We start from the raw sequence: 23,633 nt of genomic DNA, 5'->3' as shown, positions 1-23,633 counted from the left end.
GGCGCCCGCCGAAGAGGCCCCGGTCGTTCACCGCAACAGGAGACCTCCCCCATGAAACTTTTCACCAAAGCCATCCTCGACCAGCTCATCGCCAACGGCGACGCCCAGGCCCGTGTCAAAGGTACGGCCGCCGAACGCGACCTCTGGCCCGTCTGCAAACTCTTCGACCCCATCGGCGCCTCGACCTGGCTCCTCACCGAAATCATCCCGGACACCAACCACGCCGTTGCCTTCGGCCTTGCCGACCTCGGCATGGGCTTCCCGGAGATGGGCGAAATCAACCTCACCGAACTCATCGCCTACAAGGGACGCCTCGGCCTCGGCATCGAGCGCGACATCTACTGGCGCGCGCGCGGGTCACTGTCCAACTACCACGCCGCCGCCGTCCGCGCCGGCAGCATCGTCCAGCTGCCGCCCGACCAGGGAGCGAGAGAAAGAGGAGAGGGGCTCCAAGGGTGACGATCAACCGGGCGGGAGAAAGGCTCCCGCTCGCCCGTCGCCCATCCACAAAGGAGACAAGCCCCATGGCTGCACGAACCCAAACCGCCCCGAAGACCCGCGCGGATTCTAAACCCCAAGTCCCGCTCTACCCCACGCGCGACGTACCCCTGAACCAGCTGATCCTCAGCGCGTCCAACGTGCGCAAGATCTACGACGAGAACGCCATCGACGACCTCGCCGAGGACATCGCCCTCAAGGGCCTGCTGCAAAGTCTGCTGCTTCAGCCCTGCGGCAACGTCGATGGTGTCGAGCTCTATGAAATCAAGGCCGGTGGCCGACGCCTGCGCGCCCTGCAAAAGCTCCTCAAGCAGAAGCGCATCGCGCCCGATGCCCTCATCCCGTGCATCATCAAGCCTGATGGCGTCGCCGAAAACGACAGCCTCACCGAAAACGTCATGCGCGAGGGCATGCACCCCGTCGACGAATTCCACGCCTTCAAGGCGATGGCGGAAAAGGGCATGACCGAGGTGGACATCGCGGCCGCCTACCGCACGACCCCGCTGGTGGTGAAACAACGCCTCCGCCTTTCCAACGCCAGCCCGAAGCTGCTCGACGCCTACGTGGCCGACGAGATCAACCTCAAGCAGCTGATGGCCTTCTGCGTCATCGATGACGCCGCCCGCCAGGAAGACGCTTTCGAGCGCATCATGCAGATGCAGGAATGGAACCGCACCGAGCACCAAATCCGCGCCATGCTCACGGAAAGCACCGTCCGCGCCGACGACCGCCGCGCCGTGTTCGTGGGCCTCGACGCCTACCGCGACGCCGGCGGCCAGGTGATGGGCGACCTGTTCAACGAGGCAAGCGCCGGTTTCCTTCAAGACGCCGACCTCTTGAACCGGCTGGTCGATGAAAAACTCGCCACCGTCCGCGACGGCATGTTGAAGGCGGGATGGAAATGGGCCGAAGCCGCCATCGACGTCCCCCATACCGAAAAGCGCCTCCCGCGCATCACGCCGCTGGAGGTCAAGCTCTCCGCCGATGCCAAGGCCCGCCTCAAGGAACTCGAAGAAGAACGCGACGCCTTGGAGAACGACGAGGATGCCGACCCCGAGCATGTTCAGGCCCGCACCGAGGAAATCGACGCGGCGATCAGCGCCATCGAGGAACCGACACCCACCTTCCGCAAGAAGGAAATGAAGCGCGCCGGTGTCTTCATCGCCCTCGACCACGATGGAAGCCTCGACATCGACTACGGCTTCGTCCGCCCCGAGGACATGCCCAAGGCCGGTGACACCGAAACCGACGACGACGAGGACACCGGCGACACCCTTGCCGCTCCCGCCGCCGAGGACGACATCGAGCATGGCAAGCCGCTGTCGGACGCGCTCGTGCAGGACCTCACCGAGTTCCGCACCGTTGCCTTGCAGCAAGCCACGATGAAGGACTTTCGTGTCGCCTTCATCGGCGTGCTCCACGTCATGTGCCTGGCGCGGTTCTACCACGCGAGCTTCAACAGCTGCTTCCAGATCAACTCCAACGACGTGGTCCCCTCCAGGGCACCCGGACTCGAAGGCTGGGCTCCCAAGAAGCAGCTCGACGCCCGCCGCGCCGAACTCAAGGCCCTGCTGCCCGAAGACCCCCGCAACCTGTGGGAGGCGTTGTTCTCCCTTACCAAGCAAGACTGCGAGCAGCTGTTCGCCTACTGCGCCGCCTCAACCATCAACGCCGTGCGCGAGCGCTATAACCCGCGCAAGGCGGAGATCGCCCATGCCGGCAAGCTCCAGAACACACTCGGTATGCACATGGTCGCGGCCGGTTGGGCCCCGACCGCCGAGAACTACTTCATGCGCGTCAGCAAGGGCCACATCGTCGAGGCCGTGCGCGAAGCCAAGGGCGACCACACCGCTCACCTCATCGAGGGCATGAAAAAGGACGGCATGGCCATGGAAGCCGAACGGCTGCTCGCGGGCACTGGCTGGCTTCCCGCGCCGCTGCGCAGCCCACAGGTTGCCGCTGACGCGCCGCCCCCGGATGCGACGGCCCTTCCGGCATTCCTCGCCGACGAGGCCGAAGCCCCAGATGCCGCCGCCTGCTGAACGGTCCCCGCCACCAGCCGCTTCCTTCACGGGAAGCGGCTTTTTTTATTTCAGAACGGACCAACCTCCCACTCGTCCGTGTCCTCTTCCTCGGTCTCGGGGTGGGCTTCGCGCCACATCGCCATCACATCGTCGCTCACCACCGCCAATTCCGCTTCCGCAAATCCCGTCCGCATTTTTTCCCCCGTGCGCGTGACCAACCCGGCTCTTTCCAACGCAGCGGGCACGCCTTCATTCTCCCCCCAGCCCTTCAGCCACACCTCGTTCTCGGCAAGTAGCTTTGGGCATTCGGGGAACAGGTTCACGGTCGCCACCGTCATTTCCTCGCCCTCGTGCACAAGCACCAGCGCCATGCTCCCCATCATCGGGTGCTGCGGGTATTCCTCCAGCACCAGCTCCGTCTCGGGGTAAATGCCGAACGGCTTCATCTTACGTCCGGTCGCCACGGTCATCTCCTCAAGCCACCAATCAATGCCCTCCAACACAACCACGCGCCTCCGTGCATCCACAGTCATCCCGCCCAACTTCATCAAACGACGAAATCTAGCCGATGGGGTTTCACGCTAACCAGGAGCAAAGACGAGGGGGCTCCATGGACCAGCACATCCGTTTTCACGGCTACTGTTCGAAAACCCGCCAGCCATTCCTCATCGTGGCAACGCTGAGGGAAGGCACTCTCACGTTCAAAGGCGCTGCCAAGATCGAACCCGGCGGGGCTTTCGGCCAAGGACGGCCCCCGCTTCCCTCGCAGCCGATCACGCGGATTGACAGCTCCTCCTTCACCTGTCCGTGCTGCGGCACCAACGCGAAACCGCCCACCTCGTGGGCCACCTGGTTCTGCCACACCTGCGAAACCCACCACTGCATGGGCACCGACAACGGCCTGTGCCATGGCGCCTGCGGGAATTGCCTCCACGACCCCGCGAGCTTTGTTCCGGCGACAACGGTTGCGGTCAAACCCGCCGACGCCCGCGACTTCTGATACCGCCCCGAAAGCCGTCCACATTCATCTTGTCGCTGCTGTTGTCTAATTGCGGGCGGGAAGTCGAATCGAATAGATGTTATATATCATCCATGCTTCAAAGACTTATTTCGAACCGTCAAAAATGTTTCGGATGAAGTCCCACACGCGCTGCCAGAAACCGCGCTTCAACGAAGCGTAATGGGCTTCTCGCCGAGTCTGCTCTGCCTGACGTCCGGCGAGGATCTGCGCTTCGGACCATTGCCCGGCCCAATGAATATTTCCGTCGGTGATGAGGTAGTGAGATCGGCAGGGAAGCTGCCAGTTTCCGATCGACGGGCGCACCGTGGGGCGTCCGTTGCGTTGGTAGAAGGACCATTCCGCAGGCCCCGAGGGCACGATGACCTTGTTCCCACAGCCACAAGCGCAAAGATGGCCTGCTACCTTGTATTCTTCGGAGACGTACAGGACGCCCGCCGAGAGTTCCTTGGGGAGGAACGTCACGCGGTTGAGCACGAGCGTGGACGTTCTCACGGCTGCGGCTCGCTGAAGGTTTTCGTTTCGCCCAGCTCGAACAGCAGATTGCACCATGTCGCGCCACTGAAATAAAAGCCCCGCAGTTGTTTGAAGCGGATGATCGCCAGGACGGCGTTCAAGGCATTCACGCGCGCAACATCCTCAACCGGTTGCTGGTGGACCTCTCTTGGAACTCCAGCCGCCTCGAGGGGAACACCTACAGCCTGCTCGACACGCAGCGCCTGATTGCCTTCGGCAAGGTGGCGGCGGGCAAGTCGATGCAGGACGCGCAGATGATCCTCAATCACAAGAACGCCATCGAATTCCTGGTGACCGCGACGGAGCCGCAAACCTTCAACCGCTATACCATCCTCAACCTGCATGCCTTGCTGGCGGAGGGTCTACTGGCCAATCCCCGCGCGGCGGGCCGCATCCGCAACATCGGGGTGTCCATCGGGGGCTCGGCTTACACACCGCTGGCGGTGCCCGCGCAGATCGAGGAGACCTTCGACGCCATCCTCGCCAAGGCCTCGGCAATCAAGGACCCCTACGAGCAATCGTTTTTCGCGCTGGTCCACCTGCCGTATCTTCAACCGTTCGAGGACGTGAACAAGCGCGTGTCTCGGCTCGCCGCCAACATCCCCTTCCTCAACCGCAACCTGTCGCCGTTGTCGTTCATCGACGTGCCGGAACAGACCTACATTAACGGCATGTTGGGTGTGTACGAGTTCAACAACGTGGACCTGCTGAAGGACGTCTTCATCTGGGCATATGAACGCTCCGCCAACCAGTACGCCTTGCTAAGGCACACGCTGGGGCAACCTGACCCGTTCCGCGTGCGCTACCGCACCCTCATCCTGGGCACGGTGGGGGACGTCGTGCGCGGGCCGCTGGGGCAAGCGCGGGCGAAGGAACTGATCGACAGCCGTGCCGCCGACGTGCGCGCGGCGGACCGGACCCGCTTCATCGAGACGGTGGAAACCGAACTGCTGGCGCTTCATGAGGGAAACATCGCCCCCTACAAGATCCTGCCGTCGGAGTTCAAGGCTTGGCAGAAAGTATGGTCTAAAGGCTAATGATGAGAGAGGGCCAGCTTAAAGGGACAACACTACCGGATCGTCACCACGCCAACCTGAATCATTGAAAACACACCCGAACGCCTCCCTTTTAGGCCCAGCGACAGGTGCGCGTTGCCGGGAATCGGCGGTTCAGTTACCTTGGAGCCATGAGAAAAAAAAACACCGTGACAAAGCCCAGCAAGGTCGTCCGAGCCGTTCAGCTCGGATCGACTGACACCGGGCATGTCATAGGCCAGTCCCTCAGGAAGCTGCGTGAAGCTGCTGGCGTTACACCAAAGCAAATGGGAGCTAGGCTGAAGCTCGCCCTCAGCGCCATCGTGGGAATTGAAAAGGATGGAGATGTCCCAGTTCGACTTCTTCGCCGCTATGTTGAGGCCCTTGGTGCCACACTGAGCATTGAAGCGAAGTTCCCCACGAGCCAATCCACTGCGGATCAATTTCATCTACCATTTGAAACGCTGGGCGATGGGAACCAGCTTGTCTTCCCGATATTTGGTGATGACACTCCTTCGACGAAGGATTTGGTACTGAGCATCCATCCTCAGTATACAAACAAGATCATGGAGGGCACCAAAACGGTGGAGCTCCGGCGGCGGTTCCCGTTGACCGCTGCCCCAGGTACCGTCGTCTATATTTACTCCACCTCGCCTATCAGAGCCTTGGTCGCCCGCGCCGAGATCGCCGACGTGACCAAGCTGCCAATCTCGCAAATCTGGCGCAAATATTCAAAACCGGCCGTTATTAAGCGGGCAGATTTTGACTCCTATTTTAATGGCTTAGCAGAAGGCTTTGCCCTGCATTTCGCCAATGTACAGCCGCTACCCCGCCCCCTCGCTCTTTCTGAGCTCCGAGACCGGTTCGGTTTCCAACCTCCCCAATCCTTCCATTACGCCTCGCCGATGCTCAAAAAGGCCCTCAGGGATGAGTTCTCAAGCGTATCTTATTGATACGAACGTCATCATCGGCCTCGAAGATCATAAAGCAGTGCAACCTGCCTTCGCTGCGCTTCTCGCGACCGCCGCCAAGCATAAAGTTGATGTCCTGGTGCACGAGGCGGCCAAGGACGACATCAATCGCGACAAAAATGAGAAACGCCGGAAGGTTTCGCTCAGCAAGCTGGATAAGTTCCAGATTCTCAAAAAAGTCCGGGGGCTAACCAAGGAGGCCCTTGAGAAGGACTTCGGCCCGCTACCGAAGCCCAACGACGTCGTCGATAGTACGCTGCTGGATGCGCTCGTCCGAGGTGTTGCTGACTTTCTCGTCACCGAGGATGGGAGACTCCATGCCCGAGCCCGCCGGCATTCACCCGAACTCGGCCGCCGCGTCTTGTTCGTGGCCGATGCCGTTCAACTGCTCAAGACCACCTACGAGCCGTTGGCTACGCCCGTTCGTTATATCCAAGAGGTACAGGCCAACGAAATCCAGCTGACCGACCCCATTTTTGACAGCCTGCGCGATGGCTACCCGGGGTTCGATAAGTGGTGGAAGGATAGTTGTGTCCGGGAACGCCGCGCGTGCTGGATCATCGAAGATGGCGGACTTGCCGGCATTGTCGTGCGCAAGGATGAGCCTGCCTCAAAAACCGACGCCACCACCAAAGCCGAGAAGATCCTCAAAATCTGCACCTTCAAGGTGAGCCCCGAAAAGAGGGGGGTGAAGCTCGGCGAACTCTTCCTTAAGAAGATCTTCTGGTTCGCCCAAGCCAACCGCTACGACCTTGTCTACCTCACAACCTTTGAAGACCAGGTATCCCTCATCGACCTGTTGGAATTCTACGGCTTCAAGCACACCGCCACCAAACCCGACGGCGAGCTGATTTACGAGAAGACCTTCTCAACGGCGCCGTTGCTGCCAGAGACAGGGGTTTCCAACTTTGATCTCGACCGGCTGAGTTACCCTCGCTTCGTCACCGGCCCGGGGGTGGAAGCGTTCGGCGTGCCAATCATGGAAGACTATCACGACACGCTCTACCCGGAACTGAAGCAGCAGCCTGGCCTTTTCGACGGCTCGCTGTCGGCATCAAGCCAGCCCGGCAACACCATCCGCAAGGTTTACCTCTGCCGCGCTCAATCCAACCTCGGCGCCGCCGGCTCGTTGCTGCTCTTCTACAAAGGCAAGTCGGTAGGAGAGCCGTCGCAAGCCATCACTGCCGTTGGCATCTTCGAAGACTGCCAGATTGCGAAATCGACCAAAGACCTGATGCTGATGACCGGCGGACGCTCGGTTTACAGCGAGGAAGATCTCAAAGCCTGGGAGGCCAGCCCCACCAAGCCGGTGAAGGTCATCAACTACCTGCTCGCGGGCTACATCAAGCCGCCCATCACCATCCAAGAGCTAAAAAAGCTCGGCATCTTCGGCGGCCACCCACCGCAATCCATCTTTAAGATTTCTCCGACTCACCTCGCTCTGCTTTTGCCACGCTTAAGGCTTGGATTTACGCCATGACACAGCCCATCATCGCGCTGGTCGGTATCTCCGGGGTCGGCAAATCGACCTTGCTTCGGGCGGCCGCTGAAACCCTCACGTTTCAACACCTACAAGCAAGTGCCCTCATCAAGGAAGCCAAGGAACGCCGGACGTCTGCGGCCGTGGCATCCGACGAACTCCGAACCGCCGACATCGCCGACAATCAGGCTCTGCTCGTCGAAGGCTTCGGCCTTGCCAGAAATTCCGGAGATGCCCTTGTTGTCCTTGATGGCCACACCGTCATCGATACGCCTTTGGGGCTCATAACCATCGAGCCCAGCGTGTTCGCCGCAGTGGGCGTAACGCAATTCATTTTCGTTGCCGATGACCCAAACGCCATTCTCTCCCGGCGGACTGATGACCAATCCCGAAACCGCCCCCAGAGGTCGGCTTTAGAACTCGAGCAACATCAAGAACAGGCGGTTTTGGCTGCGTTCAAAGCAGCGCTACATCTTGGCGTGCCATTACACATGCTCACACCTCACCAGCGAGAAGCACTGATCGAAATTTTTGCTAAAGCAGCCGAGCCTGGGCACTTATATTCATCTTCAAGGTAGACTGGGAACCGGAAGGTCGAAAAGCGCGCCTAGCGGAGATGGCGAAAAGTTCGCTGAGCAATCCAATGATCGAGGGCCAAGCGTAGGTAGAATTGCCTGAAAAAGCGTCGGCGCCCTTGCTCTATCTCCCCAATCCGTGACAATGGGGGCGGGGGAATCCATCATGCCGTTGAGCTGGAACGAGATCCGAAGTCGGGCTATCGCCTTGGCGCACGAGTTCAAGGATGCGCGGCGCGAAGACGGCGAATCCCAAACCTTCTACAACGAGTTCTTCAACGTGTTCGGCATCTCCCGCCGCCGCGTTGCGACATTTGAGGAACCGGTCAAGAAGCTCGGTAAAAAGCGCGGCCGCATCGACCTATTCTGGAAGGGCACGCTGCTGGTCGAGCAAAAGAGCGCAGGCCACGACCTCGTCAAAGCGAAGGAGCAGGCGTTCGACTATTTCCCGCATCTCAAGGAAGAGGAACTGCCACGCCACGTTTTGGTCTCGGATTTCCAGACCTTTGAATTGCATGACCTCGATACCGGCAAGGTCACGAAATTCAAACTCAAGGACTTGCCGAAGCACGTCGAGCTGTTCAGCTTCATCGCGGGCTACAAGCAGCGCGAGTTCAAGGACCAGGACCCGGTCAACATCCATGCGTCCGAAATTATGGGCGGCCTGCATGACGCCCTGAAGGACAACGGGTACGTCGGCGCCGACCTCGAACTGTTCCTTGTGCGCCTGCTGTTCTGCCTTTTCGCCGACGACACCGGCATCTTCGAGAAAGACATCTTCACCGATTATATCGACCAGCGCACACGGGAGGACGGAACCGACCTCGGTCCGAAGCTCGCCGAGCTTTTCCAGATCCTCAATCAGGAGCATGACAAGCGCCCCAAGAACCTCGATGAGGACCTGGCCCGCTTCGCCTACATCAATGGCGACCTTTTCCGACGTCCGCTGACAATCGCAAGTTTCGACTCGAAGATGCGGACTGCACTCCTCGATGCCTGCTATTTCGAATGGGATGCCATCTCGCCCGCCGTATTCGGGGCGCTGTTTCAGCACGTCATGGACAGCGAAGACAAGGATAAGCGCCGGGGCATTGGCGCGCATTACACCACCGAGAAGAACATCCTCAAGGTGTGCGGCGCCCTCTTCCTCGATGACCTCAAGCAGGAACTGGAGCAGACCAAGGACAAGGCGAAACTGCGCGCCCTCCACGACAGGATCGCGGGCTACCAGTTCCTCGACCCGGCCTGCGGCTGCGGCAACTTCCTTATCATCGCCTACCGGGAGATGCGGCTGCTCGAGATCGAACTGCTGAAGAAACTCTATCCCGACCGCGACCAGCTGCAGCTTCTGGACATCACCAAGCTCTCACGCATCGACGTCGACAAGTTCTACGGGATCGAGATCGAGGAGTTCCCGTCCCGCGTGGCGGAGGTGGCGTTGTGGCTCGTCGACCACCAGATGAACATGCGGCTGTCAGAGGCCTTCGGCTTCGCCTACGTCCGCATCCCCTTGAAGGCCTCGCCGCACATCGCCAATGCCGATGCGTTGAAGGCCGACTGGGCGGGCTTGGTGCCACCCGACAAACTCTCCTTTATTCTCGGCAATCCGCCCTTCATCGGCCACCAGTACCGCTCGAAGCAACAGGTCGAGAACCAAGAGTTGATCTGGGGCAAGAAAGGCCGTTTCGGGCGGCTAGACTTTGTGTCCTGCTGGTACCGCAAGGCGTTGGACTACATCCGCGCCAATCCGGCGATTAAGGTCGCCTTTGTGTCCACGAATTCCCTCTGCCAGGGCGAACAGGCGAGCATCCTTTGGTCGTATATGTTCCAACAGGGTGTCCACATCGATTTCGCGCACAGGACTTTCGAGTGGGCGAGTGACGCGCGCGGCAAGGCGGCGGTCCATTGCGTGATCGTGGGCTTTAGCCTCGGCCAACCGCAGCGGCGACGGCTGTTCGAATACGACGACATCCAGGGCGATCCTCACGAGGTAGAGAAGGTCGCCAACATCAACGGCTACCTTATCGACGGCCCCGACATTGCCCTTCCCACGCGGACGCGGCCCAAGCCGGGCTACCTCCAGATGCTCAAAGGCAGTCAGCCGACCGACGGCGGGCACCTCGTGCTGAATAGGGATGACCGCGCAGCGTTGATCGCGGCGGAGCCCGGTGCAGCGAAATGGATAAAGCCCTACATCGGGAGCGAAGAACTCCTCTACGCCGTGGAGAGGTATTGCCTTTGGCTGAAGGGCATCAAGCCAGCAGAGCTGAACGCGCTGCCGATGATTAAAGCCCGTGTGGCTCGTGTTCGGGCAAGCCGCCTCGACAGCCCCACGGCGAGCGTAAAAGCGAACGCCGCGACGCCAACCCTTTTCACGCAGGACCGCCAACCCGACGAAAAATATTTGGTACTGCCAGAAGTGTCCTCGGAATTGCGGCGCTACATACCGATTACGTTTTTATCTGCCGACACGATCGCCAGCAATAAACTGCAAATGATCGAGGGCGCCGACCTCTTTCTTTTCGGCGTGCTCACCTCGGCGATGCACATGGCGTGGGTTCGCCACATCTGCGGCCGCCTCAAAAGTGATTTCAGCTACGCACCTTCGGTCTACAACAACTTCCCCTTCCCCGAACCGACCGACAGGCAAAAGCAGGATATCGCTTCCGCCGCCAACGCGCTCCTTGAAACCCGTGCGACTTTCAAGGACGCGACGCTGGCCGAGCTATATGATCCGCTCGGCATGCCCCCCGCGCTGACAAAAGCGCATGCCGCTCTCGACCGGGCCGTCGACAAGGCCTACCGCTCACAACCCTTCGCCAACGACCGCGTGCGCATGGAATTTCTCTTCAAACTTTTTCAAGAGACCGTACTGCCGCTTATACCCGCACCAAAGCTCGGAGGCCGCGCAAAGAAGAAAGCCTCAGCATAAGCTAGTCAGAGAGCTACCGACTATTCGCCGGTGCGCGAACCGAAGGTGTCGGAAGAGGCCGAATGCGAGACCGGCAAATTGGTACACTTCTGGACACCTCATTGGCTAATTAGAACACCACCGTCTTGTCGGCTATCGTGACCTCGGTCATACTCCCGGGCATGACGACAACCACGCCCGCATTCGAGACCCTTTACCGAAGCTATTTCGCCCAGACGGCAGACCCCGTGACTGGCTTTGACGATTGGATGATCATCAACCGCCACACCTTCCAAGCCCTCAACCCGCATACAGCCCCCGCCGACTATATCGGCGCGTTCCACATCTTCATGGTCGAAACCTACGAAGGCCAGCTGCCGCGCGCCTAATTGGCGGGCTCCAGAACGACCGACAGCATCGCGTTGTAGTTACCAGCGGCCAGCGTCTTGCCTTCGTCCACCAGCGACACGTCGATACTCACCGCTCCCGAAACCGCCCCCACCGACGATTGCGCTTCGGCCTGGGACGACGTCGACAACGCAGCCGTCACCCCTCCGAACACCGCGGTCGCCTTGTAATCGATCTTGCTTGCAAGATTTCCCGCCGCCGCAGTCGTCACCATCGGCCCTCCCTTCAACCGCAACACCGACGGACCCGTACAGGACGCACCCGCGATCGACGTGGCCATCGCATAACCGGCAACAACATGCGCGGCGCTGATACCCTGGCTGAAATCGAGATGCGATGTCGCCGGCGCCGGCAAGGTGCAGCTCGACACCACCGTTGCCGAAACCACCAAACTTTGCTGCGACAACAGCGTCGATACCGACGACACGTTGATCATCCGCGTCTCCGAATATGTCCCGGCCGGTACGTGCTGCCCCGCGCCAATGACCAAGGCCCCGCTTTGCGGCGGCCCATACCCATTGCCATCCACCGAAATGTTGAGGACCTCCTGGCCCGCTGTCTGGAAGGCGCCCGAGAACCCGTACGCCAGGTGCGCGCCGCCCGGCCCCACCATTCCCCCCACCTGCCCCTTCGAAAGCGTCACCCACGCCACGCACGGGCCAAGACCAGGTGGCGCGCCCACTTGGATGACGCCCGGCACCACCACGTTGCCAGCCGCCGTCGGATCGTAATTTCCTGAAAGCACAATCGGCTGCGCGATCGTCAGGGTCTTCCCGCCCTTCGCGCCGCAGTTCTGGCCGGCCTCAGCGGGCAGCGACATCAACAGAAGCAGCAGGCACGGTAATAGCCGCCCAACCAATCCCCGGTGCCCCACGATGCTCCTCCTTTTCCTCCGACGGCCTCACCGTCCCTACATTCACAAGCGCCGTCTTCCCTTCCGGCACCTCAACCCAGTACCCGACCTTTCCATGCGGCCCCCAGGCCATCACATGCCAGCGACCCGGACTTGCGCCGTCCATCGCAAACCGCCCCTTGGCGTTGGTGAATACCTGCAAGCTCGCGCCACCCACCTTCACCGCTGTACCCATCGCCAACGCCAGCGGCTCACCGCTGCCATCCACGAGCACGCCGCGCACGGTCATCGCATGGTCTGACCCGACCTCCACCGCATAACCCGCACGATAATCGGGTTTCAGCGCCATGTTGCCTTCCCCAAGGCTGTAGCCTTCCGGAAGATTGATCGCATCCAAGGCGAGTTCGCTCTCAACATGCGACGGCAAATTGGTCACCAGCGCCGGCCACGAAGCCGAACCCTTCGCCACTGGATGATCCGCGCTCCCCACAATCACCTCGTTGTCAGCAATGGACTTGTGGGGCGTCACGATCGCGAACGCATCATGGATGGGCGCACCCACCGCGACATGACCATCGGCGTACGCAATGGCCGTGGTCGACCGCAGCGACGTTTCCGCGTAGCGCGGCGTGCCCTCGAACGGCGACCCGGTCCCCCCAGCCGATTGCGTGACGGTGGTCTGCTCAAAACGCCCGTTGTGGGTCAACGATGCCGACACGTTGGTGTCGATACCCTCATTGTCCACCGCTGACAGCGCACCGGTCCAGGCATCATCGGCACTGCGGCGGGTTGCAAACACCGATGTGGATTTGAGGCCGCTGTCCGCGCCGCCCTGGACCATCGTCCGCGCATCAGGTTGCCAGCTGAACCGCATGCCGACAGTGATGTCTGGCCGCGTGTCCAAATTCGGTAGGAACGTCACAAGGTGTTCATTGCCGTAACTCGCCCACAACGACCCCTCGACCGAAGGCGTCAACGGCTTGCTTAATGCCAGCCCTGCTTCCCACCGCGCTCCGGTGTCGACCAACGCACCCGGCGTCACGCTCTCGTTGTTGGGCAGCAAATACCGCCCCGAAGCCACAAGGCTCCACGCCCGCCCCGCCGAGACCGTCCAGCTTCCCGATACGAGAAACAGAGGATCAAGCGTCGCGTACAGCACGCCGCCGCGCCCAACCACGGCATCGCCCGGCGTCCGGAACAGGCCACTCTCGTATTGCGCGCCAATATGGATCGAATGCCGCCAATCACCAGGCACCGCCGGAGGCAAGTAATCCCATGCGGCGGTCAACGCGTAACCGAAAGAACCTTCACCGTACGCACCACTCCCCGCAACACCCACGGCGAACAACCCCGCCGGCGAGAGCATCGACAGGTCTCCGCCCGCCATCAGCACATCCGCATCAGCCTGCCCGTGCACATCCCCGGTGAAAAACGGCGAAAGCCCGCGCCGGAAATAACCGTTGGCCACCAAATCATCGACCACATACGCCCGTTGCGAATCCCTCACGAACGACGCCACCCCCGCGTTGACGCCCCACACCGACTTCCCCGGTTGCAGCATCCGGTCGTCCGCCAGCGCGGTGAGCACGATGGTGCGTGCCTCGCCGCTCGCCGTGAACACGCGCAACGTCACCGTGTTGGCACCCGCCAACAACGGCAAGTCCGACAGCCTGTACGTCCCGGTGTTGAGATGAAGGTGCTGGATCACTGCGCCATTGATGGACACCTCCACATCGGCCGGACTATCGAGCGCAAGGACCGACGTCGCCGATGTCAGGCGATCGTTACCCCCGAACCGCGCCGCATCATGCGAAAACCCCACGCCCAGCACGTCATTGCCCCGCTGCAGCGCATATCCCGCGTAGCCGATGTCCCCGGCCGTCATCACAACGCCACTGTCATCGAACTCCCGCACGAAACGCGTCCCAAGCCTTTTAAAACCCTTTTTGTGGGTGAAGGAGCACTGTGCCGTCGTCGGGCATATAAACGCATCCAGAGGCCCGTCCAGACGGGCTTCACCCTCCATCACCCAGCCGTTGATGCGCCCAGCTCCCTCGAACTCCATATCCATGTCGACCGGCGGCCCGGACGGCGTCTCCCACACACCATCCACCACCGTCGTCACGTTGACATATCCGGACACCGCCGCCGGTTTCCTGTTCACCGCCGCCACACCCCTGCGCGTCATTGGAATGACCGTTTCCGCAGCGCCCGCCGCCGACTTCCTCAACTCAAGCGCAAGACCACCCGGGTTGAAGGCGACCTCGACACCGCCAACATCCTTCAGCTTCGAAATCGGAATGACCGCATCGCCGACGTCGATCGCCGCCAGCTGCGTCAGCACCTCCGGAGTCACGCGGTTTTTGAGAACCGCCGCCAATCCGTCACGGTCCACCGCCACTTCGTCATCGGCGCCGATGGTGACCGGCACCTCACCCGCCAGGTCTTCGCCATCCTTCAGTTCCGCCGGAATCACGATGGTGTGGCCGGTGCCATTGAGGCGCGTCCTCAAAGCTAGGGAAGGGGCGAGGGCCGCCTGCGCAGGGCAACCGAAAACCAACACCGCAGCGGCAAGCACCCATGCGCGCATCATTTCAACCCCCTGGACGGTAATCCAGGCTCACGCGCAACCCTTTGACGCCACGCGGGAGATCGATCGGCAGGAGGAACTGCCGCCTATGATGCGGCTGCACGAGCCCTGTGCCCAGATTGTTGACCAGCGACCCGGCCGCCAGCGTTGTCGACCATTGGTCGGACGCCAACGTGATCGCCGCGTCTTTCAGCAACGCGTGCGTTGCCGTCGGATTGTCCACCACCACGTAAGGGCGCAGCCGCCCCCGCCGGTCATGCTTCACCCCGGAAGCCACCAACCTCAAGACCGGCATCACACCCGCCGCCCCGACATTCACCGCAACCGCGAAACTCACCGACAACGCAAGAGCCGAGCGACCTTGCGCCCCACTCACGGGCAGCTGCGCCATCGTCACGAGGAAGCTTTTGCCTTCCGCCAGCGCTCCATCACCCACCCACTGCACCCGGAACACTTGCGTCTCACCTGGGGCGATCAACGCCTGCGCCGGCAAAATCAAAAAGTCGTCGTCGTCGGGCCGCCGCCGATCACCCCCACGCTCCTCCATGACGAGCGTTTCCACCTGCGGCTCGATGGCGATGGGGTTGGACGATGTGTTGCTGACCGTAATCTGAGCGCGGCTGTGCACTCCACTCGGCGTCATCTCGATATTCAAAGGCGACACCGTCGTCGCCTGGCACGGCACGGCGAGGCAAAACCCCGCCGCCGCCGCGAACAGCATCCGTCGCAGCATCCAAAACTCCAAATTATTAAAAGTAAGCCCGCTATTGCAGAGGCGTGATCACCAGGTGAAGCGCATCACTGTAACTCCCCTTCACCAGCTTCCCCTGGTCCTGCGGCGTGATCGTCAAAACCAAATCCCCCGCCGCCGGTACGTCCGTTTCGACCGGTGGCTGCGGCGCCCCCAGCGGGACATTGAGCGTAAACGGTGCCGCGAACACCCCCGACGTCACCGCCGTGTACCCGATCTTGTTGACATAGCCCGCAACCGTCCCCGGGCCCACAAGACCATAATTGGAACTTGTCATTTGCAACGTGGACGGTCCGTTGCACGCCACCGGGAACGTCATCGTCACCGGCGTCGTCGACACGTGCCCATCACCGTTGATGGTCAACGCCTGGGTCACCGCCGAGGGGCTCGCGGAATCCGAAATCGAACAACTCCCGCTCACGGTGGCGGTGAGATTGATCACTTGCTCCGCGGCCACCGCCGGCCCCGCAGCACAACACAACGCCAACGCAATCATCGCTTTTTTCATGGGGTATCTCCCTTGGTCCGCCTTCACAACGCAAAACCAGGAGACGCAAAACACAACCCGAGCAGAACCCATTCCGCGCAGCCACGCACCCGTCGAATGCCTAAGTCCCCACGAGTTATCCAAACATTCGTGCAAGCTTCAGCACCACGTCGGACTGCCTCCGGCACCCCAGCGCATCCATCAAGCGCGCCAAGTGCCAGCGCACGGTGCTCTCCGACGAACCGATCTCGCGCGCATGCTCGATGATGCTGTCGCCGCGCAGCAGTGCTTGCGCCAACCGTGCCTGCAACGGCGATACCTTAAGGACGCGCCTCAGCTCCTCCGCCTCGACCTCAATCGCCAACGACAACTTCCGCAACATCGCCGTCGCGATCCGCTCGCCTTCCACGCCGCCACTGGACACCGCCCGCAGACGCACCATCAACTCCTCATGGAACTGGACCCTGTGGCAACAGCCGATGTCACCCTCAAACAACTCCGCCAGCACCCGAGCAAATAGCCTGTCTTCCTTTTGTGACACAAATTTCAGCCGGTGATCATCGCCCCACCGCACCACATCGCCCAGTTTCTCGAACAGCAGGATGGCGGCCTCGTTGCGCCCGTGGATGACGCCACGCTCATCCAAAATCAACGTCGCTTCGCAGCTTGCCAGCAGCATCGCCTTCCGCGCTGAAAGATGCGCCTCAAACACGCGGAAACTGTGTACCAATGCCTGAACGAAAACCGCCGTGGTGCACACCTGCTGCAGAACCTCGACCGCCGCCGCCCCGTGCGAACTGCTCACCCCGACCGTCACCGGCACATCCGGTAGAGCTACGACCGCGAGGGGGACGGCGCCGTTGCGCACCACCACCTCCGGCCGCGCTGTCGGGACCCTGCGCTGATGGCAAAACGCGTTGTCCCCGAACTCCCCCAGCGAGAGCGACCGCCCGAGCGGCGGCGCCTCCGAAAAAATCCAGCGCACGCAAAACCCCAGCACCTCGCTCTCCGCAATCAGCTGGGTGAGGTAGGATTTCCACGCCCCTAAAAGTTCAGCCTCAGAAACGGCGGAAAACACGCTTTCAAGCTGCATGGCAATGAGATGCGGATTAAACGAAAACACCCCTAAACTGCCAGATAACCACCCGTTGCCAAGAATTTTATTTCTGCTCCGCCGCAGCTCGCACTCGCACCAAATCTTCTCTCTATGCTGAAATCCCGCGCTCGTTTCCGCTCCGGATCAAAGCCCCACCGCGCGCGCTGCGCCAATCCGTCACTTGGTCAAATGACCAAGTGGCAGCTCAGCCATCCTTCGGACGTCCAATACTCCGCGCCTTCTTCCGCCACGGCGGAGGACATTCATCAAGCCCCACATCGAAAACGTCGCCCATCGCCCGGAGGCGACCCAGCACCTCCGTCATCCGGGACATCCCGAACGACACATGGGGAAGGCTCATGGTCATCGCCTCCATCACACAAAGGTCCACGAACATAGACAGGCGTGGCGCATAGATTTCCAGCGCATCAACGGGGACCCAAAGTTCCGCGCTATCGCCCACCCCATCCACATAGGCGACGTGCTTCAGACGCAAGCCGTCATCAATGTCCCAACAGCTGGCAAACCCGATCTCGCCCACACGCGGCGTGCGGAGGGCCCACTTCAGGTATTTCAACGGATTTTCGCCTGCCCCGCACGCGAAAACATCCCCACCGAACGCAAACAGCAGTTCAACCGGCCATCGCCGGTTCCCAGCGTTGCCGGCACTCAACGCGACGCAGCGCCTATGCGCGGCGCCAAGGCATCCTTCCAATTGGTCGCTAACGTAGACGATCGTCGATGGCTTTCCTTAGGCTCCATCGTGTCCCAAGGACCTCGCGATGGCAAGCGCGCCACGCCGGGCCATACCACCACGGCGCGACAGACCGTCGCCATCCAAACCTCCACGACGTCCGTCGCACAAGCCACCCGTGCGAGTCGCGCGACTGAAAAGTCCCAATCTTAACGGACGACTGCGAGCGGGTGCGCGCATGGCTCCATGCTAACGCTCGATGGCACCCCACGCACCGCCAAGACCCATCAATGTCCAAACCTTCAATCACTACCGCACCATCACCCCATCAAATGAAATTTCGTCGACGTCGTGGGGTTGAACACCCTGGTCATTGTGGTCGTAAAGCTTGGTGGTGTTGACCGAACTGTGGTTAGCGAGACGCCGCGCGCGCTCCATGTCTCCAGTGACGTTGATGAAGCGCGTGATGCCAGTGGCGCGGAAGGTGTGGTTTTTCACGCCAAACAAACCAACCCGCTCGGCGCGCCGCTTCACGATCCTGAGGCACACCCGACGGTCCAGCGGCCGACCCGTCAACCGCTTCCGACCCTTGTCCCACCGGCGGAACACATACCCCTCGGGGTTCGGGTCGCACCACGCGGCGCCCTCGCCCGACGCGTCACGAAACGCCCTGAAGAACGCATCCGCCTCCTTGGACAGCGGCACCCAGTGCTCCTTCTCCCCTTTCTCATCGAGCTTGACCACCAGCCGCCCCTCGGCTTCGCGCACGTCGCTGTGCGTGAGTTTCGTCACCGCGCCCACACGCGCACAAGCAAACAGCATCAAACCGATCAGAGCGCGCTCCTGGAGGTCTTGCAGGCTGTCGCCCTCCATACTCGCCAAAAGTTTCGTCACGTCGTCGGATGACAAAGCCGGATAGGCCCCAATATTGGCCGAGGCTTTCGAGCCCTTGACCTCGGCGGCCGGGTTGACGGTGAGGGCGCCCACATTCACCAGCGCGCGGAAGTAGCTTCTTAAACACGAGAGCGTTTGCGCCCGTGACCGCGGCGCGGCCTGCCCGCCGTTTCCGCGCACGCGCAACAGGCCGGTCTCGTAGCGCTTGATGTCGAGCGTGGTGAGATCACTTAGCGACGACCAGCCACCATTATCCGCCCACGCCAGGAATTTCCGCAGGATGCCGAAATACGCAGTCTTGGTCTGCGGACTGCGCTGATTGGTGATGAAGGTCGTTGTCGCCTGGGCAGCAAGCGGATGGGTCGCATGCACGATGTCGGGAACCCACCGACTCACGGCCGTTTCAAGGTCATCGTGCGCAGGGCTTCCGGACTTCACCCCCGCATTGTCTCACAACACCCGTTGCCGTGCACGCCTCACGCAGCGCTTGCAGTATACGATTTAACGCTGCAAATTTTTCCTATGACACGCCAAACGGACCCCGGCCGGGACCCCACCACGAATCTCAACGACAACGTGCTTGAGCCGATGGTGCTCTTTGGCCGCCCGCTTCCGCAAAATGACAGCTATGAACAGCTCGAAGCCGACATAAACTCAATACGCAAGCGCCTTGAAGACCTCACGTCAAAGGTCAAAGCAGCACTCGGCAAATAACCCGCCCATGGCATCCCTTCCTTCTGATGTCTTGGAGCAACAGCTTCTTTCCCTCGGCAGAAACGAACTTGAGCTTGAAATGTACATCCGAGAGCTGCCCGCACAAATCCGAGCGGCGACGATCCAAGGAAAGGATGCAACCGCCAACGAATTGACAGCCTTGTATGAAGAGGCCCGCCGCAGTCTCGCAGCCATTCAAAAAGAAATCGCCGAAGTTGAAACTCGTCTCTACCGCCTCCGGCGGAAGCGGTCTTAATGTCGATTATGACCGTTTTTACGAGAGGGGGGTGTAGGATTCTAGCAACGGCCACCTACAGTTCCACGACAGGTGCACTTCCACCCATGCGAACGATATCGTTTGTATACGGAGCGATATGGTCCATCACCACATCACACCTGCCGCTCACATAAATTCATCGCCCCCCTCCATCCCGGCCGATACACCCGCTAGCAATCCGCGCGACGACCGAATGAATCCGGCCATACCGCCAAGAATCCTATCAGCCGCCTTGTCCGAATAGTGATGCACGCTCTCGTTCCGCCAATCTCGATAGAGGCGCCAGCATTTCCCGTCGGACACAATTCCATGTTGCCGCGCCCTAGCCACCAGCATGCGAAATGGTTCGCTGCCCTTGCTCGCTTTCGCCGAACCTTTTTCCAGCAGCAGACACGTCATCACCGACGACGCATGCTCCAAACACATCTCGAACGACTTCATCGCTAAGGCGCGGTATGCCGGCGACAACACCGGAAACACCGCCGCGCTCATTGATACTTGGAACAAGGCCATCTCCAACCGAAGAAGTTCTTTTTCGAGCGCCAGCACACTACGTTTCATCAGAACGCCACGCTAACGGCTGCCGACGAATTATTGAATATCGTGCCTCATTCACATGCACATCACCACGCCATTGGCGAACGCGCCGGCCCGAGATATAGTCACCACGCGCCAGGTACGGTGCAAAGTTTCAAAGCTCACCGAATGCGGCTGACGCACAGCCGATACCAAACTGCACTTCAGCACACGGTTGGGGAGGCAGCGGAATACGCGCAAACCGATATGCTACGCCGTTCATTTGGCGGCTTTGAACTCCCCAGCCACCTTGACTGTGGCCGAGGTCACCAACGAAAGCCACCTCCTTGCCACGGACCCCTCTTTCTCTGTGGGACGCCCAAACCGGAAAGCGCATCCGCATCGCCCGGCTCGCATCCAAACTCACCCAGCAAACCGTCGCCGATAAGCTCGGTTGCACCTTTCAAGCCGTGCAGAAACTCGAGAAGGGAACGACCAAGCTCACCGCCCACACCGCCCTTGTGCTCGCGGACCTCTTCAACATCGATGTCCGACAGCTGCTCGGTATCACTCCCTGAACTGAAGCACGATCTTCATCTCCCCGTTCGTGTCGCGCGCGTTCTTGTCCAAATGCCACCGGTGCAGAAGCTTCCGGAACGTCGCCCCCTTGCGAAACAGGTGATGCCGCTCAACGCCCCAATATTGACGGTGGCCAAACACCACCGACAAGCGGTCATCCGTCTTCATCAGTGTGAGGAGCGTCCGGACATACTCCGGCACCGGGCTGAATCCATCGCACCAGCGCCAAACCTGCGAACCCGCCGCGCCGCTCAGGCGCACCAGGTCCCGCTGCGTGAGACCGAGATCCTCGAGCACCGCGCGAAGTTCGAAACACGTCATTGTTTGCATGGTGCATCTATTACGACACCGTGAACAACTCGACAAATATGCATGGTGCATACTTGCGAGACTCCGAAGATCCAAGCGAGCGACACGTGACGCGGTCTAGTGGCTATTTCCCGCCATTTCAAAACATTCCGACAGATCCGAACGACGCCACTCCATCAACGCTCGAAGCAAGTCACTGCCTCTTTCGTGCGCATCACCCTTGTGGCTTATCTCGCTTTCTCCGACCTTCGCCGCAACGAAAGAAGATCCATGCCCCGAGGCCGCCACCGCAACCCTCCGCGTCCCGCACGCTTCACCGACAAAGGAAAAGCCTGGTACCCGGATTATGCCCAACAAACCGCCTCCATCGTTGGTGAAAGCCGCGACGGCTTCTTCTGGCGCGTCAAGCTTGATCGCCTCAAAAGCGTCATCTACCTCATGCGGGCCGCCATCGAGCCCGATGATACTCAAACCTCACAGGTAGCGCATGACGGAGCGCGGCAACCTACCGAACACCACCACGACGAACACCAGCCACAAGGCAAAAAAGCCGAGCCACACCATAAAGCTGATGACGTACATGGTGGCCTTCAATGACCACAACAGGATAAACCCCATGATTTCCAACGCGGGCAGCGCATATTCCCTAAATTCCATACTCAAATGCTAACCGCTGAATTCCTCCGCGTGCAAAGCGATTGCATACGCCGCATACACTGTGCTGCATTTCAAACCACAACTGCCATCCCCCCTGTTGCAAACGCGCACGCCAGTTGCAACCCCAAAAGAAAGTTTTCCATCCCTTCCCCGCCGCACCAACGGCGCAATCATCAGCGCTTTCTTCGCCTTTTTCGGGAGGCCACCGATGCTCGGATGGATGATCGCGGTGTTCCGCAAAGCCGAAGAACCGACAACACCGGCGCAATCAAAATCCCCTCAAGGTACGAGGCTCGCCATCTGGCAAACCGACCTCTTCGGAACCCGCTGGCTGGACGACCTCAAGGACAAAGGCGACGCGCGCTTCCTCGCCTTTAACGGTGGCTATCCCTTGGAATACACCGCACAGGCCAAGCACCTGCTGCCACCCATCCTCGCCGACATTGGCCCGCCCCTCGCCAATGCCGTTTGGAAAATGGACCTTGAAGACTTTCTTGCGGGTGCCGCCCCGAGCCCCATCGGCCGGACCGTCATCGACCATGATGTCGCCGCGCAATGCGCACCGGACGAATGGCTGATCGTCGAAGCATGGGATGCCTCGTAGCCATCGCTGTCCTCAAGCGCCTTTACGCCAGTCAGGGCAGTCTCGGACCTTCCCCATCAAACCGCGCTCCCACGCCAACAATACTCATTTCCTGATCCGGTAGCGGCCGCTGAAGATTGAGCGCCTCTTCCGTCGAAGCGGTCAACCAGGTTTCATATTCTTCGGACTTCGTGAGCAGCACCGGCATCGCCTTCTGGTGCACGGGCCCCACCACGCCGTTACTCTCCGTGGTGAGGAAGCTGAAGAGACGATGCTCCCCCGTTTCATTTTTGCGCGTACCCGTCCACGGCCGCCAGATGCCGGCGAACGCAAACAACGGACGTTCGTCGTTCAACGCAAACCAGTGCGGAATTTTCGGCGTGCTGTCGGTGTACTCGCAGAAACTGGTGACCGGCACCAACACACGATACTCCGGCTTCAGCCACGCCCGCCAGAACGACGACTTCACGTTGCGCACGTTGGTCACAGGACGGTTGCCTTTGGGGGGCGGCGGAAACCCCCACCGCATGAAGGTCAACTCGCGTTCGCCATCGGCCGAATTGAAGACGACCGGTGCCAGCGTGTCAGGAAAGATGCCCGGAAAGGAAGGAGGGGTGGGCGGGGTGCTGTCGCGGGTTGTGCGGAAGAGTCGGCCAATGGTGTCACGCGGTTTCACGCACGAATAAAGATTGCACACCGGCGCTTCCCTTCTCAGTCGTTCCCTTCATCCGCCAACATGCAGGCGAATTCCTGGTACGCCATGTCCTCCGGCGAAAGGCCCGCCTCGAAGGCTTACCGCCAATTTCCATCCGCGCAATGCGCGATGTGGATGAGACCCTCGCCCGGTTGCCACCCGCACTGAATATCCAGCGCGCTCGCAAGTTCCACCTTCCAAACTTCATAGGTCAGGTCCGTCATCAGAGGCTCCTGTTCGCCGCGCGGGTGACGTTCGCCGACGGATGAAACATCACCATCACCCGCCTCGATCCGCAACGCGGGCATTTGAGCCGCTCCCCAAGCAGGGCGAGCGGCATGTCCTTCCCCCTGGTCCAGACAAGAGACGCAAGGTCGAGGTCCTTGCCGTATCTGCATTCCCGCACCGTTTTCATGCCGTCACGCTTGCCCCACGCGCACCGCACGGTGACCTTCCAGCCCGCTATCCATGCCTCGCCAAGGGTCTCGATCATGGCGGCCCACC

At 60.7% G+C, this 23,633-nt stretch carries 27 protein-coding genes; 13 read left to right on the top strand and 14 right to left on the bottom strand.

What is annotated here, in order from left to right; all coding sequences use genetic code 11:
- Window positions 1-51: 51 nt before the first annotated feature.
- Together RLW41_RS18625 and RLW41_RS18620 are read left to right on the top strand one after the other, a co-directional pair.
- Window positions 52-459, top strand: coding sequence for a DUF2958 domain-containing protein (locus tag RLW41_RS18625; protein WP_414462436.1), 408 nt, complete (start codon window positions 52-54; stop codon window positions 457-459).
- 65 nt (window positions 460-524) lie between these two features.
- Complete coding sequence (locus RLW41_RS18620; protein WP_414462435.1) at window positions 525-2,540, top strand: ParB/RepB/Spo0J family partition protein; 2,016 nt, start codon at window positions 525-527, stop codon at window positions 2,538-2,540.
- Between the two features lie 50 nt (window positions 2,541-2,590).
- On the opposite strand, the gene RLW41_RS18615 is transcribed toward RLW41_RS18620, so the two are convergent.
- Entirely contained in the window at window positions 2,591-3,055 is a 465-nt protein-coding gene (locus RLW41_RS18615) for a hypothetical protein (protein WP_414462434.1), read from the bottom strand.
- Between the two features lie 77 nt (window positions 3,056-3,132).
- Here RLW41_RS18615 and RLW41_RS18610 point away from each other — a divergent pair, with 77 nt between their 5' ends.
- A complete protein-coding gene (locus RLW41_RS18610; RefSeq protein ID WP_414462433.1) occupies window positions 3,133-3,522 on the top strand; it encodes a hypothetical protein in 390 nt (129 codons plus the stop codon).
- A gap of 105 nt (window positions 3,523-3,627) precedes the next feature.
- Here RLW41_RS18610 and RLW41_RS18605 read toward each other — a convergent pair whose 3' ends face one another.
- A complete protein-coding gene (locus RLW41_RS18605) occupies window positions 3,628-4,035 on the bottom strand; it encodes a DUF6527 family protein (RefSeq protein ID WP_414462432.1) in 408 nt (135 codons plus the stop codon).
- 86 nt (window positions 4,036-4,121) lie between these two features.
- Between RLW41_RS18605 and RLW41_RS18600 the strand changes: the two genes are divergently transcribed.
- The 6 genes from RLW41_RS18600 to RLW41_RS18575 all read left to right on the top strand — a co-directional run bounded on the left by RLW41_RS18600 (window position 4,122) and on the right by RLW41_RS18575 (window position 11,416).
- Window positions 4,122-5,093: a Fic family protein gene (locus RLW41_RS18600; protein ID WP_414462431.1), complete on the top strand. Its 972-nt coding sequence runs from the start codon at window positions 4,122-4,124 to the stop codon at window positions 5,091-5,093.
- A 149-nt stretch (window positions 5,094-5,242) separates the two neighbouring features.
- Window positions 5,243-6,043, top strand: coding sequence for a helix-turn-helix domain-containing protein (locus RLW41_RS18595; protein WP_414462430.1), 801 nt, complete (start codon window positions 5,243-5,245; stop codon window positions 6,041-6,043).
- A complete protein-coding gene (locus tag RLW41_RS18590) occupies window positions 6,018-7,541 on the top strand; it encodes a GNAT family N-acetyltransferase (RefSeq protein WP_414462429.1) in 1,524 nt (507 codons plus the stop codon). The genes RLW41_RS18595 and RLW41_RS18590 overlap by 26 nt, the downstream gene beginning before the upstream one ends.
- Window positions 7,538-8,119, top strand: coding sequence for an ATP-binding protein (locus tag RLW41_RS18585; protein ID WP_414462428.1), 582 nt, complete (start codon window positions 7,538-7,540; stop codon window positions 8,117-8,119). Before RLW41_RS18590 ends, RLW41_RS18585 begins: the two co-directional genes overlap by 4 nt.
- Before the next feature lie 142 nt (window positions 8,120-8,261).
- Window positions 8,262-11,048, top strand: coding sequence for a class I SAM-dependent DNA methyltransferase (locus RLW41_RS18580; protein ID WP_414462427.1), 2,787 nt, complete (start codon window positions 8,262-8,264; stop codon window positions 11,046-11,048).
- A gap of 125 nt (window positions 11,049-11,173) precedes the next feature.
- Entirely contained in the window at window positions 11,174-11,416 is a 243-nt protein-coding gene (locus tag RLW41_RS18575) for a hypothetical protein (RefSeq protein ID WP_414462426.1), read from the top strand.
- On the opposite strand, the gene RLW41_RS18570 is transcribed toward RLW41_RS18575, so the two are convergent.
- The 7 genes from RLW41_RS18570 to RLW41_RS18540 all read right to left on the bottom strand — a co-directional run bounded on the left by RLW41_RS18570 (window position 11,413) and on the right by RLW41_RS18540 (window position 19,196).
- Window positions 11,413-12,294: a hypothetical protein gene (locus RLW41_RS18570; protein WP_414462425.1), complete on the bottom strand. Its 882-nt coding sequence runs from the start codon at window positions 12,292-12,294 to the stop codon at window positions 11,413-11,415. The genes RLW41_RS18575 and RLW41_RS18570 overlap by 4 nt on opposite strands.
- Window positions 12,239-14,881 carry a hypothetical protein gene (locus tag RLW41_RS18565; protein ID WP_414462424.1) on the bottom strand — a complete coding sequence of 881 codons (2,643 nt, stop codon included), beginning with the start codon at window positions 14,879-14,881 and terminating at the stop codon, window positions 12,239-12,241. The genes RLW41_RS18570 and RLW41_RS18565 overlap by 56 nt, the downstream gene beginning before the upstream one ends.
- Window position 14,882: 1 nt before the next feature.
- Window positions 14,883-15,611 (bottom strand): fimbria/pilus periplasmic chaperone, encoded by a 729-nt coding sequence (locus RLW41_RS18560; RefSeq protein ID WP_414462423.1) that lies wholly within the window; start codon window positions 15,609-15,611, stop codon window positions 14,883-14,885.
- A 31-nt stretch (window positions 15,612-15,642) separates the two neighbouring features.
- Complete coding sequence (locus RLW41_RS18555; RefSeq protein WP_414462422.1) at window positions 15,643-16,137, bottom strand: hypothetical protein; 495 nt, start codon at window positions 16,135-16,137, stop codon at window positions 15,643-15,645.
- A 115-nt stretch (window positions 16,138-16,252) separates the two neighbouring features.
- Entirely contained in the window at window positions 16,253-17,239 is a 987-nt protein-coding gene (locus RLW41_RS18550; protein ID WP_414462421.1) for a helix-turn-helix transcriptional regulator, read from the bottom strand.
- 178 nt (window positions 17,240-17,417) lie between these two features.
- Window positions 17,418-17,885: a hypothetical protein gene (locus tag RLW41_RS18545; RefSeq protein ID WP_414462420.1), complete on the bottom strand. Its 468-nt coding sequence runs from the start codon at window positions 17,883-17,885 to the stop codon at window positions 17,418-17,420.
- A 330-nt stretch (window positions 17,886-18,215) separates the two neighbouring features.
- Complete coding sequence (locus tag RLW41_RS18540) at window positions 18,216-19,196, bottom strand: tyrosine-type recombinase/integrase (RefSeq protein ID WP_414462419.1); 981 nt, start codon at window positions 19,194-19,196, stop codon at window positions 18,216-18,218.
- A 126-nt stretch (window positions 19,197-19,322) separates the two neighbouring features.
- On the opposite strand from RLW41_RS18540, the gene RLW41_RS18535 reads away from it, so the two are divergent.
- The gene (locus tag RLW41_RS18535; RefSeq protein ID WP_414462418.1) at window positions 19,323-19,514 is read left to right on the top strand and encodes a hypothetical protein; all 192 of its coding nucleotides are present in this window, start codon (window positions 19,323-19,325) and stop codon (window positions 19,512-19,514) included.
- 403 nt (window positions 19,515-19,917) lie between these two features.
- On the opposite strand, the gene RLW41_RS18530 is transcribed toward RLW41_RS18535, so the two are convergent.
- Window positions 19,918-20,340 (bottom strand): nucleotidyltransferase substrate binding protein, encoded by a 423-nt coding sequence (locus tag RLW41_RS18530; protein WP_414462417.1) that lies wholly within the window; start codon window positions 20,338-20,340, stop codon window positions 19,918-19,920.
- A gap of 314 nt (window positions 20,341-20,654) precedes the next feature.
- On the opposite strand from RLW41_RS18530, the gene RLW41_RS18525 reads away from it, so the two are divergent.
- A complete protein-coding gene (locus RLW41_RS18525; protein WP_414462416.1) occupies window positions 20,655-20,885 on the top strand; it encodes a helix-turn-helix domain-containing protein in 231 nt (76 codons plus the stop codon).
- On the opposite strand, the gene RLW41_RS18520 is transcribed toward RLW41_RS18525, so the two are convergent.
- Window positions 20,875-21,207 (bottom strand): hypothetical protein, encoded by a 333-nt coding sequence (locus RLW41_RS18520; RefSeq protein WP_414462415.1) that lies wholly within the window; start codon window positions 21,205-21,207, stop codon window positions 20,875-20,877. The genes RLW41_RS18525 and RLW41_RS18520 overlap by 11 nt on opposite strands.
- Before the next feature lie 195 nt (window positions 21,208-21,402).
- Between RLW41_RS18520 and RLW41_RS18515 the strand changes: the two genes are divergently transcribed.
- Together RLW41_RS18515 and RLW41_RS18510 are read left to right on the top strand one after the other, a co-directional pair.
- Entirely contained in the window at window positions 21,403-21,792 is a 390-nt protein-coding gene (locus RLW41_RS18515) for a hypothetical protein (protein WP_414462414.1), read from the top strand.
- Window positions 21,793-21,913: 121 nt separating this feature from the next.
- On the top strand, window positions 21,914-22,456 hold the full coding sequence (locus RLW41_RS18510) for a hypothetical protein (RefSeq protein ID WP_414462413.1): 543 nt from the start codon (window positions 21,914-21,916) through the stop codon (window positions 22,454-22,456).
- A gap of 31 nt (window positions 22,457-22,487) precedes the next feature.
- Here the strand turns inward: RLW41_RS18510 and RLW41_RS18505 are convergent, their stop codons facing one another.
- From RLW41_RS18505 to RLW41_RS18495, 3 genes are all read right to left on the bottom strand, one after another.
- On the bottom strand, window positions 22,488-23,132 hold the full coding sequence (locus RLW41_RS18505) for an SOS response-associated peptidase (protein WP_414462412.1): 645 nt from the start codon (window positions 23,130-23,132) through the stop codon (window positions 22,488-22,490).
- Between the two features lie 95 nt (window positions 23,133-23,227).
- Entirely contained in the window at window positions 23,228-23,353 is a 126-nt protein-coding gene (locus RLW41_RS18500) for a hypothetical protein (RefSeq protein WP_414462411.1), read from the bottom strand.
- Complete coding sequence (locus RLW41_RS18495; RefSeq protein ID WP_414462410.1) at window positions 23,353-23,622, bottom strand: hypothetical protein; 270 nt, start codon at window positions 23,620-23,622, stop codon at window positions 23,353-23,355. Before RLW41_RS18495 ends, RLW41_RS18500 begins: the two co-directional genes overlap by 1 nt.
- Window positions 23,623-23,633 lie beyond the last annotated feature (11 nt).

This window comes from Hyphomicrobium sp. DY-1, from assembly GCF_047497105.1.
Classification (GTDB): domain Bacteria; phylum Pseudomonadota; class Alphaproteobacteria; order Rhizobiales; family Hyphomicrobiaceae; genus Hyphomicrobium_B.
The sequence above is the reverse complement of the archived record's forward strand: the minus strand, read 5'-3'. Positions and strand labels throughout refer to the sequence as shown.